The following is a 9,684-nucleotide window of genomic DNA, read 5'->3' as shown; positions in this document are numbered from 1 at the left end:
CTCATCTGTCAAGTCGCTAGGGTACGACTCCCGTCCTTTTTCTTCCATATCTCTATTTTACCACGTTCTTTTCTCCTTGTGAATACAGGTTCTAAGAAAACCGGCTTCGTGGAGGTTATGCCCGGCCAGCAGATACGCTATGATTTCTCCGGCATCGCCAACAATTCCACCACGGCGCTCACCTCCTTCTATTGGAGGGACACTCTGCCCACCCAGGCAGTGCGGCTGGACAAGATCGTCACCGGAACCTACAACGTCCAGGGGAATTACAAGATCGTGTTCAAAACCAATCTCAACGGCGAGTACCGCACCATGTACGACAACCTGAGTACCATGCAGAACCATGTGCTGGACGCCTCTCCCGCCGCCCTGGGTCTGGCCTCCAATGAGTATGTCACGGAGTTTATGGTCTCCTTCGGGATCGTCCCCGGCAATTTCCGCCAGGTGGAGGTGCCCAAGGTGTACTGCAATGTAGTGTCCTGGCTCACTGGCGGGACCCAGTTCGTCAACCAGGCGGATGTAGGCGGTGTGTACAACGGTCAGTGGATCATGGCAACCAGCAGATGGGTCACCAAGGTCTACAAGCCCGCCCAGCCCCTGCCTCGCACCGGCTATTGAGCCGGTCTGACCATGCTGAATGGGGAGCCGCCTGTCAAGGGCGGCTCCTCGTCTGTAAATTTGATTTGAACACAGGGAGGAAAATCAACATGAAGTTCAAGAAAATGTTCCGTATCCTTGCCGCCGCCATGGTGGTGGCGGCCCTCTGCTGCGCCCCCGCCTTCGCCGCCGGGGATGTGGCCTCCGCCGTGGAGAGCACCTGGACCGATGCGGCGACCCAGATTAAGACCGTGGTAGAGAACGTGGTCTTCCCCGCGCTGGACATGGTCCTCGCCATCGCCTTCTTCACCAAACTGGGCATGGCGTACTTTGATTACCGCAAGCATGGCCAGTTCGAGTGGACCGGCCCGGTGATCCTCTTCGCCTGCCTGGTCTTCACCCTCACTGCTCCCTCCTATATCTGGGGCATCATCGGGATTTGATGGGATCGGACAGCGGATGCCCTTCGGACAGGAACTGCGGAACGCCGTCGCCAAACGCCGCCCGGACGCTGTCTGTCTGGGCGGCGTCTGCTGCATCCGGCTGGGCGTGGAAACTCTGACAAAGGCCGCGCTCACCTCTGGGGGCGGCTATTATGACGGAATCCAGGTGACGGTCCTGAACCGGCGCACCGGACCTGTGGACTCCATCACCATCCGCTCCTGGGATGTGCCCTGCGGCACGAAAAAGCCTCCTGACTGCGGGGAAAAAGCGGACTGGGACATCTACCGTCCCACGCTGGATATAGACAGGCTCTGGGAATTGGCGGAGGAATACCTGCGTCTTTTCCAAGAGCCTGATACGGAAATGAGGTGATTCTCAATATTTATCTTTGATTTTGTAGCGTCCACCATCATGGACAATCTGATCGACTGGTTCTATGGGCAGGTGGTAGGCTTCCTCGGCAACTTCTTTGCTGAAATGGGGAACATGGGCGTGGAGCTGTTCGCGCTGGACTGGGTGGAGGCCATCGTCCTGTTTTTCTCTCAGCTGGGCTGGGCGCTGTTTGGCGTCAGCCTGGTGGTCTCAGGCTTTGAGTTCGGCATCGAGTATTCAACCGGCAGAGGCAACCTCCAGCAGACCGCCCTCAACGCCATCAAGGGCTTTCTGGCGGTCAGCCTGTTCACTGTCGTTCCTGTGCGGCTCTACTCCCTGTCGGTCTCCCTACAGGGGACTTTTTCAATCGGGCTGACCGGGGCCGGAACCAGCATCGGGACTGCGGGAGAACGGATCATCGAGGAACTGATGAGCGTGGAGAGCCTTGCGGATATGGCCGGCGCGCCCAGCTTTGGCCTGAGCGTCCTCACCAGCCCGATCATGCTTTTGTTCTGCATCATCATGATGGCCTATGCTGTGATTAAGGTCTTTTTCGCCAACCTCAAACGAGGCGGCATCCTGCTCATCCAGATCGCCGTGGGGAGCCTCTATATGTTCAGCGTCCCCAGAGGCTACACAGACGGCTTTGTCCAGTGGAGCAAACAGGTGATTGGCCTGTGCCTGACGGCCTTCCTGCAATCCACCATTTTGGTAGCGGGCCTGATGGTCTTTAAGGACCACGCTCTGCTGGGACTGGGTCTCATGCTCTCCGCGGGTGAGGTACCCAGGATCGCCGGGACCTTCGGTCTGGACACCACCACCAGAGCCAATATCATGAGCGCCGTCTATACCGCCCAGGCTGCCGTCAATACTACCCGCACCGTTGTGCAGGCGGCAGCGAAATAAGGACAGGAGGAGAAAAATGCTCACTATGGGGAGCCTCTTCGATGGGATCGGCGGCTTCCCCCTGGCGGCGGTTCGCAGTGGGATCACGCCTGTGTGGGCCAGTGAGATCGAAGCCTTCCCCATCGAAGTCACAAAGCACCGCTTTCCCGGCATGATCCATGTGGGGGACATCACCAAGCTGGACGGGGCGGCACTGCCGCCTGTGGACCTCATCTGCGGCGGCTCACCCTGTCAGGATCTCAGTGTGGCTGGAGCGAGGGCCGGTTTGACCGGTTCCCGTTCCGGCCTTTTTATGGAACAAATTCGAATTGTGAAGGAGATGCGGAATGCAGATATGGAACGAGGACGGACAGGGCTCGCTGTTCGCCCACGATGGATGTGCTGGGAGAACGTGCCCGGCGCATTCAGCTCAGGGACCCCCAAGGGGGAGGACTTCCGCATCGTCCTCGAGGAGATCGTCCGAGTTAAAAGCGATACCGCTCATGTCCCTGGACCTCACCCCTGGGCGTGGCAACCTGCTGGGCGAATCGTATTGGGAACTGGTTTCTCCCTGGCCTGGCGGGTCTTCGATGCTCAATACTGGCCCCGCACCCCTCAACGAAGAAGACGTATTTTCCTTGTCGCAGATTTTGCAGGAGGCTCCGCCCCGCAAATACTATTTAAGCAGGACAGCCTGCCTGGGTATCCTGCGCAGGGCGGGAGAGCGCGGGAAGGAACTGCCGCCTCAGCTGAAGTCGGCGTTGATGGCTCAGGCGGGGCTGATTCCCTTGGCGGCTCCATCCTCTGACCCCATAGCCTTCGCCGCAAACCAAAGGGACGAGGTGCGGGATCTCCACGATGTGGCCGGCGCGTTGAGCGCCCAGCCGGGAATGAAGCAGCAGACTTTTATTGCGCAGGACTGTCTCACTCCCTGGGATACCCAGCAGGCCCGCATCTTTACCCCGGAGAGCAAAGCACCCACCTTGGCCAGTGCGGATGGCGGCGGTGGTCGGAATCCTGCCGGTCTGCTGTTTGTGGCCGGTGTAGTCAGCAAGGGCAACGGGGACTGCTTCCTGACACCGGAGCGCCATACCTCCCTCAGCGGAGGGGGTGGACAGGCTGGGCAGGGATACCCCTGTGTGTTGACTGCCGGTTTCTGCGCCGGAGCCGCTCCTTCGGCGGGCGGGATCGGCTATCAGGAGGAAATCGCTCCCACGCTGAAAGCCGCAGAGAGCGGAACCAATATGGTGCCGTCTGTACTCTGCCTCAATGATCAGGGCGGCGGCGTCATGGCCTGCTCAGAAGATGTGGCAGGGACACTGCGGGCCCAGGAGCATGGGCATCAGCCGCTGGTTTTTGACAACCATGGGCAGGATACCCGGTTTCAGGGGCCAGTCGATGTCACTCAAACGGTGTCTGCATCCTTTGGCCAAGGCGGAAATAACCAGCCTCTGGTCATGGGTACGCAGCAGGGCGGCGATGAAATCATGGTCGGGATCTACCCAACGATTACCGCAGCCGCTGGAATGAGCGGGAGCAATCAGCCAGTCTTATTCGAAAACCATGGCATTGATGCCCGCTATACCGGCCCTCATCCGGTATCGCCCACCCTATCTGCTCGGGCGGGTACTGGAGGCAACAATCTACCCCTCGCACTGTATCTGCCGGAACCAATCTGCATCTCCGGCAACGCTATCGACCGTCAGCCTCAAAACGGCGGCAACGGTTTGGGCTGTCAGGAGGGTATCGCTTATACACTTACCGCTACGGATCATCATGCGGTATTCTCCCGCCAGAGGGTGGATGTATTCCGGGACGATGATACCGCTTCTACCCAGAGCGTACATCAGCATAAAGACGCTACCGACCTTATCCTACAGGAGACGGAGAGCGAAAGGCCGCTGCTCATCCGAAGGCTGACGCCGCTGGAATGTGAGAGGCTTCAGGGGTTTCCCGATTTTTGGACAGACCTGCCGGGAGCCTCCGACTCCTCACGCTATAAGGCTCTGGGGAATTCCGTCGCCATCCCATGTGTAGAGTACATCATGCGGGGCCTTGCCATGGCGGTTCCCATGCCGCAATAACATTGTCGGTTTTGCTCTATTTACAAAAACTTCTTTGTTGGTATGTGTGAATAGCTATTGTCCGGTGTTTCCGATATACTTGCCCTACCGCCCAAGAAAGGAGAAACCCCTATGGCAGAGAACACAAAAAATCTGTGCGCCCAGATCCCCGAGTCCCTGCACGCCAAGGTGCGGGAACGGCAGGAGGCGTCCGGGCAGACGCTGGGTCAATACATGACCGAACTCATTACAAAATTCTATGAACAGGAGATGAAACCTACCATGAAAGAAAATCAGAGAACCGTAGCCTTCCAGGTATCCACCGAACTGTTTGAGCAGTTCAAGGATTACCTCAAGCGGAAGGGCATCAAGCAGAACGCTTTCTTCCTCAGCTGCATCCAGCGGGCGCTGGAGGAGGCGGATCAGACAGAGGGCGGCACCGAAGGCGAATGAACATAGGACACATCTGCCCTGCATCTCGGGCAGATGTGTCCTATTTCTGAAAACTCTATTGCTGCCAGTCAAGCATCGCAGCGAACTGAGACAGATTCGACAGGAACGCCTCACAGTTGTTTAATGCCTCAACAATGCGCTCCTGTTCATTTTCTCCGGGCGCAATATGAACCGTGTAAATAAATCCTTTGATCACGCCATTCTGCTCCCGCGCCCATGCGTTTGCTGTGAGTTGATCTCCATCCAGCGCAGCCCCGTAATCCACACTGATCTCCAGAATTTTGTCGCTGTCTATTCCAAGCGCCGCAGAAACAGGGAGCAAAAAGGTAAAGTAACCAAATGAATTGATTTCTGCTTCAAAAAAATGAGGCGTCATTGAGAAATCCTCCCATATTTTATGGCTCAACTATACCATAAAGAAACCGGGTTGACAAGTGTGAATACAAGCCGACACCACATGCCCCAGTTCACTCCGCCTCCGTCTGATGGACAAAGCTGGCCAATTGGATGTTATCAAGAGGCCCGATATAAAAGGTCAGTGTTTCAAGACCGTATGGTGGATTATGAGCGCCATAAAAAGTTTCTACCTGTATAACAACTTCATAATATGGCGATTCCGGAACCTTTTGGACATTCAAGACTTCCTGCCGCCAATATTGTCTATGTCCACCATAGTATTCCTCAACAGCTGCGGTGGTCGGTTGATGCAACAGCCGCAAAATGACCTGCTCCGCCGCGGCAGACAGTCCTTGCGGTTCTTCCTCAGCTGCCGCGCTTGTTGCCATCCAGAGCGTTATGGCAGTAATGATACTGGCGGTAAATATTGAAAGTTTTCGCATTGCAGCACCCCTAAGACAAGATGCCCGATATCCGCAGAAAAAACAGAGGAAAATGTGAACAGGAGATTTTTTAGCATGGCATGTGGCAGGGTTTTCAAGCACGACTGCCCTGCACAGACCAATATCGTAGGAGGTGAATAACATTAAGAAGCTGTATTCATAAGCGTTTAAGCAAGGTATGGAAATGAGAAATTTTGACGATAGTCTCAGCAGATGAGACGGATATCTCATAATCTTTACTGAGACGTCTGGAATGATTGAGCCAGGAGAGGGTGCGTTCAACTACCCAGCGCCAAGGGAGTCTTTCCCATTGGTGGGGCTTGATTTTCTCTGAAATATCGACATTAAGGTCAAGCTGGTCCTTCAAATCAGAAACGAAGGTGCCCCGATATCCGGCGTCTGCGCAGAATTTCTGAATAGATGGATACCGTTCATGCGCTCGTTTGGCGGTAGATATTCCACTTTTTGTGTCATGAATATTGGCAGCATGAACCACAATAGACAACAAACAGCCCAGCACATCCACTACAATGTGCCGCTTTCTGCCTTTTGTTTTTTCCCTCCGTCAATTCCGCGATCTTCGCTGGCTGCTACTGTTTTTACACTCTGGGAATCAATGATCGCGTAGCTTGGGCTCTCCTTGCGTCCAGCATTTATTCGTGTCTTTTTTACAAGATGTTCCAGAATTTTATCCCACAGCCCGCTGATCCGGGCGCGGCGATAAAAACTGTGTACCGTTGAATATGGCGGAAAATCATGGGGCAACTGTCTCCATTTGCACCCCGAATCTACCAAATACAGCACAGCATCCGTCAATTCCCTCTTGCTCCACGTGCAGTTGCGCATCTCGGCATATAGTGGGGCGATCTCCTCCCACTGCTCATCTGTCAAGTCGCTAGGGTACGACTCCCGTCCTTTTTCTTCCATATCTCTATTTTACCACGTTCTTTTCTCCTTGTGAATACAGGTTCTAAATGTATATCTACCCTGACAACCTGAGAGCAAAACCCAAGCTGTGGCTGTGGGAGCTGCGGGACGTGGCGGTCATTGGCATCGGGTTTTTATTCTCTGTCCTGGCGTTGGCGAATGGGTCTGGAATGCTGCTGATGATCCTGACGGTGCTGTTCGCTTTCCTCTCCATCCGCATGGAGGGAGCCAGCATCCTGGACTTCCTGCGCTGCGCTGTCTGCTTCCTGTTCCTGCACCAGCAATATTACGAGTGGAGTGCCCCACAAAAATGACAGACGCAGAAATGAGACAGTGGCTGGCTGTCACAGAAAACAGCCGCTTTCAATGGACTGAGGATAAAATCACAAGTCTGAATGGCCGCGGTGCGCTTTACTATTTCGGCGGAGAGGACGGAATCTATATCCGAATCCAGCCGGGAGGGGAACTCTCTGTTGGAACCTATAAGGGGGCGTTTCCTCATATCGGAGAAGCACTCTTTACCCGGAAAGCGGTCATGGACTGCGGTGACTTCAACCGGGCGTTTCAGAAAGCGGCACAACTGGGAGGCCGGCAGTTTTTGCAGGATATGTTTTCCAGCAAGCCTTCCCAGGAGTTTATTGAAATTCCTGCACCTCCCGGTATGGGAATGCAGATGATGTAGGAGGTATCCACTTGAACCGAAAACAGAAAAAAGAGCTGCGGCGGCATCTGTCCACCCGGCAGCTCATGGGGATTGACCAGCTCACCGATCACGGCCTGAAGACGGCCAGAGGTGAGCTGGTTTTTTATCTGGTCAGCCCGGACAACCTCTCCGTCCTGTCTGCCGAGGGGGTCCGGGGCCGCGTCCGCGCCCTGACGGAGCTGCTGCGGGGTATGGAAGCAGTGGAGCTGCTGGCCCTGGATTCCCGCGAATCCTTCCAGAGCAACAAGCACCACTATCAGGCCCGGCTGGAGCAGGAGGATCTCCCCGCCCTGCGGGAGCTGCTCCGGCAGGACATGGGCCACTTGGACGAGATCCAGTCCACCACCGCCTCGGCGCGGGAGTTCGCCCTCGTCTACCGCAGGGAGGAAAAGTCCACCGAGGACGCCGGACACCTGAAGCAGATCGAGAAGCGCGTCCGGGACTGCGGCTTTCACGTCCGCATGGCGGAGGAGCAGGACATGATGCGTCTGCTGGCGGTGTACTACCAGCAGGACGTGACCACCGAACAGTTTGACCGCTTTGACGGAGAGAGGAGCGCCAATGGCTAAAAAGCAGATAAAAAGGAAGAAAAAAGCAGCATTAAAACCAGAAGCTGTACCGCCCAAGGACTTCCTGGACATGATTGCCCCCGCCGCCGTGAAGTTCAACACGGACAGCTATATCCTGGGCGGCGCGTATCACTGCACCCTGGCCCTGCGGGGCTGCCCCACCAGCACCGAGGGACTGGCCCTGCTCCGGCATCTGGGCGAGAAAAGCGGCGTGACTCTGCGGATTTATACCCGCCAGGTCACACCGGCTGAAGAGAACGCCATCCTCCACAACGCCACCAACAAGAGCCGCATGGAGCGCGGCAACACCAACGACATGAAGCAGAGTATTACGGCGGAGGCCAACCTCCAGGACGTGGCCGCACTCATCACCACCATGCACCGCAACCGGGAGCCGCTGGTACACTGCGCCGTGTTCATCGAACTCTCCGCCAGGGACTCGGACAGCCTCCGCACCCTTCGGGACGATGTGACCGCCGAGCTGACCCGCTCCAAGCTGAACGCCGACCGTGTCCTCCTTCGCCAGCGGGAGGGCTTCCTCGCCTCCAACCCCGCCGGGAGCAACGTCTTCGGCTCCCTCTATGAACGGGTGCTGCCCGCCTCCAGCGTGGCGAACCTCTTCCCCTTCAACTACTCCGGCAAGAACGATCCCAACGGCTTCTATGTGGGCCGGGACCGCTACGGCTCCAATATCATCGTGGATCTGGACCGCCGCGCCGAGGATAAGACCACCGCCAGCGTCCTCATCTTGGGCAACTCCGGCCAGGGCAAGAGCTACCTGCTGAAGCTCCTTCTCTGCAATATCCTGGAGAGCGGCAAGTCCGCTCTCTGCCTCGATCCGGAGCATGAGCTCATCGACCTGTGCGCCAACCTGGGCGGCTGCTTCGCTGACCTCATGAGCGGACAGTACATCATCAACCCCCTGGAACCCAAGCTGTGGGATACCGATGGGGAGGATGACCCGGAGGCTCCGGCAGCCTTCCGGCAGCGCACCCGCCTGAGCCAGCACATCTCCTTCCTCAAGGACTTTTTCCGGGCCTATAAGGACTTCTCAGACCGCCACATCGACACCATCGAGCTGATGCTGGAACGGCTGTATAAGAAGTGGGGACTCAACAATCACACGGATTTCCAGTCCATGCGGCCCGATGATTTCCCCGTCCTCTCCGACCTTTACGATGTGATCGAGGACGCCTACCAGCACTATGACAGAGAGGAAAACCCGCTATACCCGCGGGAACTGCTGCAGGAAGTCCTGCTGGGCCTCCACTCCATGTGCAGGGGCGCTGAAAGCAAGTTCTTCAACGGCTACACCAACATTACATCCAGCCGATTCCTGGTCTTCGGCGTGAAGGGTCTCCTCCAGGCCAGCCGGAACGTCAAGGACGCCATGCTCTTCAATGTCCTCTCCTACCTCAGCGACAAACTTCTGACCGAGGGAAACACCGTGGCCACGCTGGACGAGCTGTACATCTGGCTCTCCAACGTGACCACCATTGAGTATATCCGAAACACCCTCAAGCGGGTGCGGAAGAAAGAATCCTCCCTGATCCTCGCCAGTCAGAACTTGGAGGATTTTGACGTGGACGGAATTCGGGAGCTGACCCGGCCCCTCTTCGCCATCCCCACCCACCAGTTCCTCTTCAACGCCGGCAGTGTGGATAAGCGGTTCTATATGGACAATCTCCAGCTGGAGGAGTCCGAATTTGAGCTGATCCGCTACCCCCAGCGGGGCGTCTGCCTCTATAAGTGCGGCAATGAGCGGTATCTCCTGGAAGTCCACGCCCGGCCCCATAAGGCGGAGCTGTTCGGGAAGGCGGGCGGACGGTAAG

General features: G+C 56.5%; 14 protein-coding genes and 1 pseudogene. 11 read left to right on the top strand and 4 right to left on the bottom strand.

Annotated elements, in window-relative coordinates; all coding sequences use genetic code 11:
* The 7 genes and pseudogenes from C814_RS19680 to C814_RS19660 all read left to right on the top strand — a co-directional run.
* Positions 1-618: pseudogene (locus tag C814_RS19680) on the top strand (hypothetical protein); the annotation flags it as partial.
* An 89-nt stretch (positions 619-707) separates the two neighbouring features.
* Positions 708-1,040, top strand: coding sequence for a DUF3852 domain-containing protein (locus C814_RS19675; protein WP_016317203.1), 333 nt, complete (start codon positions 708-710; stop codon positions 1,038-1,040).
* A gap of 16 nt (positions 1,041-1,056) precedes the next feature.
* Positions 1,057-1,413, top strand: a complete 357-nt coding sequence (locus C814_RS22580) for a hypothetical protein (protein WP_016317202.1) — start codon at positions 1,057-1,059, stop codon at positions 1,411-1,413.
* A 6-nt stretch (positions 1,414-1,419) separates the two neighbouring features.
* A complete protein-coding gene (locus tag C814_RS19670) occupies positions 1,420-2,319 on the top strand; it encodes a conjugal transfer protein TrbL family protein (RefSeq protein ID WP_031219928.1) in 900 nt (299 codons plus the stop codon).
* 16 nt (positions 2,320-2,335) lie between these two features.
* A complete protein-coding gene (locus C814_RS25005; RefSeq protein ID WP_022788572.1) occupies positions 2,336-3,106 on the top strand; it encodes a DNA cytosine methyltransferase in 771 nt (256 codons plus the stop codon).
* Complete coding sequence (locus C814_RS25000) at positions 3,063-4,382, top strand: DNA cytosine methyltransferase (protein WP_369750573.1); 1,320 nt, start codon at positions 3,063-3,065, stop codon at positions 4,380-4,382. Before C814_RS25005 ends, C814_RS25000 begins: the two co-directional genes overlap by 44 nt.
* A gap of 111 nt (positions 4,383-4,493) precedes the next feature.
* Positions 4,494-4,814: a hypothetical protein gene (locus C814_RS19660; protein WP_016317199.1), complete on the top strand. Its 321-nt coding sequence runs from the start codon at positions 4,494-4,496 to the stop codon at positions 4,812-4,814.
* A 55-nt stretch (positions 4,815-4,869) separates the two neighbouring features.
* Here C814_RS19660 and C814_RS19655 read toward each other — a convergent pair whose 3' ends face one another.
* The 4 genes from C814_RS19655 to C814_RS23935 form a co-directional block, all read right to left on the bottom strand.
* Complete coding sequence (locus C814_RS19655) at positions 4,870-5,190, bottom strand: hypothetical protein (RefSeq protein WP_016317198.1); 321 nt, start codon at positions 5,188-5,190, stop codon at positions 4,870-4,872.
* Positions 5,191-5,281: 91 nt separating this feature from the next.
* Complete coding sequence (locus tag C814_RS24295) at positions 5,282-5,653, bottom strand: DUF3888 domain-containing protein (RefSeq protein WP_022788570.1); 372 nt, start codon at positions 5,651-5,653, stop codon at positions 5,282-5,284.
* A 157-nt stretch (positions 5,654-5,810) separates the two neighbouring features.
* Complete coding sequence (locus C814_RS23210) at positions 5,811-6,179, bottom strand: transposase (protein WP_196809950.1); 369 nt, start codon at positions 6,177-6,179, stop codon at positions 5,811-5,813.
* On the bottom strand, positions 6,179-6,580 hold the full coding sequence (locus C814_RS23935) for a transposase (RefSeq protein ID WP_016316700.1): 402 nt from the start codon (positions 6,578-6,580) through the stop codon (positions 6,179-6,181). The genes C814_RS23210 and C814_RS23935 overlap by 1 nt, the downstream gene beginning before the upstream one ends.
* 47 nt (positions 6,581-6,627) lie before the next feature.
* Between C814_RS23935 and C814_RS19645 the strand changes: the two genes are divergently transcribed.
* From C814_RS19645 to C814_RS19630, 4 genes are read left to right on the top strand one after another with little or no spacing between them, the layout of a single operon-like run.
* Entirely contained in the window at positions 6,628-6,894 is a 267-nt protein-coding gene (locus C814_RS19645; protein WP_016317197.1) for a hypothetical protein, read from the top strand.
* Positions 6,891-7,262 carry a hypothetical protein gene (locus C814_RS19640; RefSeq protein ID WP_016317196.1) on the top strand — a complete coding sequence of 124 codons (372 nt, stop codon included), beginning with the start codon at positions 6,891-6,893 and terminating at the stop codon, positions 7,260-7,262. Before C814_RS19645 ends, C814_RS19640 begins: the two co-directional genes overlap by 4 nt.
* A gap of 11 nt (positions 7,263-7,273) precedes the next feature.
* Positions 7,274-7,852: a hypothetical protein gene (locus C814_RS19635; protein WP_016317195.1), complete on the top strand. Its 579-nt coding sequence runs from the start codon at positions 7,274-7,276 to the stop codon at positions 7,850-7,852.
* Entirely contained in the window at positions 7,845-9,683 is a 1,839-nt protein-coding gene (locus tag C814_RS19630) for a VirB4 family type IV secretion system protein (protein ID WP_016317194.1), read from the top strand. The genes C814_RS19635 and C814_RS19630 overlap by 8 nt, the downstream gene beginning before the upstream one ends.
* Position 9,684 lies beyond the last annotated feature (1 nt).

This window comes from Anaerotruncus sp. G3(2012) (assembly GCF_000403395.2).
Lineage (GTDB): Bacteria > Bacillota > Clostridia > Oscillospirales > Ruminococcaceae > Anaerotruncus.
The sequence above is the reverse complement of the archived record's forward strand: the minus strand, read 5'-3'. Positions and strand labels throughout refer to the sequence as shown.

Coding starts and splice junctions, on each gene's coding strand:
- C814_RS19675 (WP_016317203.1), top strand. CDS start 708: ATGAAGTTCAAGAAAATGTTCCGTATCCTTGCCGCCGCCATGGTGGTG.
- C814_RS25005 (WP_022788572.1), top strand. CDS start 2,336: ATGCTCACTATGGGGAGCCTCTTCGATGGGATCGGCGGCTTCCCCCTG.
- C814_RS24295 (WP_022788570.1), bottom strand. CDS start 5,653: ATGCGAAAACTTTCAATATTTACCGCCAGTATCATTACTGCCATAACG.
- C814_RS19660 (WP_016317199.1), top strand. CDS start 4,494: ATGGCAGAGAACACAAAAAATCTGTGCGCCCAGATCCCCGAGTCCCTG.
- C814_RS25000 (WP_369750573.1), top strand. CDS start 3,063: ATGGCTCAGGCGGGGCTGATTCCCTTGGCGGCTCCATCCTCTGACCCC.
- C814_RS19655 (WP_016317198.1), bottom strand. CDS start 5,190: ATGACGCCTCATTTTTTTGAAGCAGAAATCAATTCATTTGGTTACTTT.
- C814_RS23935 (WP_016316700.1), bottom strand. CDS start 6,580: ATGGAAGAAAAAGGACGGGAGTCGTACCCTAGCGACTTGACAGATGAG.
- C814_RS19645 (WP_016317197.1), top strand. CDS start 6,628: ATGTATATCTACCCTGACAACCTGAGAGCAAAACCCAAGCTGTGGCTG.
- C814_RS19630 (WP_016317194.1), top strand. CDS start 7,845: ATGGCTAAAAAGCAGATAAAAAGGAAGAAAAAAGCAGCATTAAAACCA.
- C814_RS19640 (WP_016317196.1), top strand. CDS start 6,891: ATGACAGACGCAGAAATGAGACAGTGGCTGGCTGTCACAGAAAACAGC.
- C814_RS22580 (WP_016317202.1), top strand. CDS start 1,057: ATGCCCTTCGGACAGGAACTGCGGAACGCCGTCGCCAAACGCCGCCCG.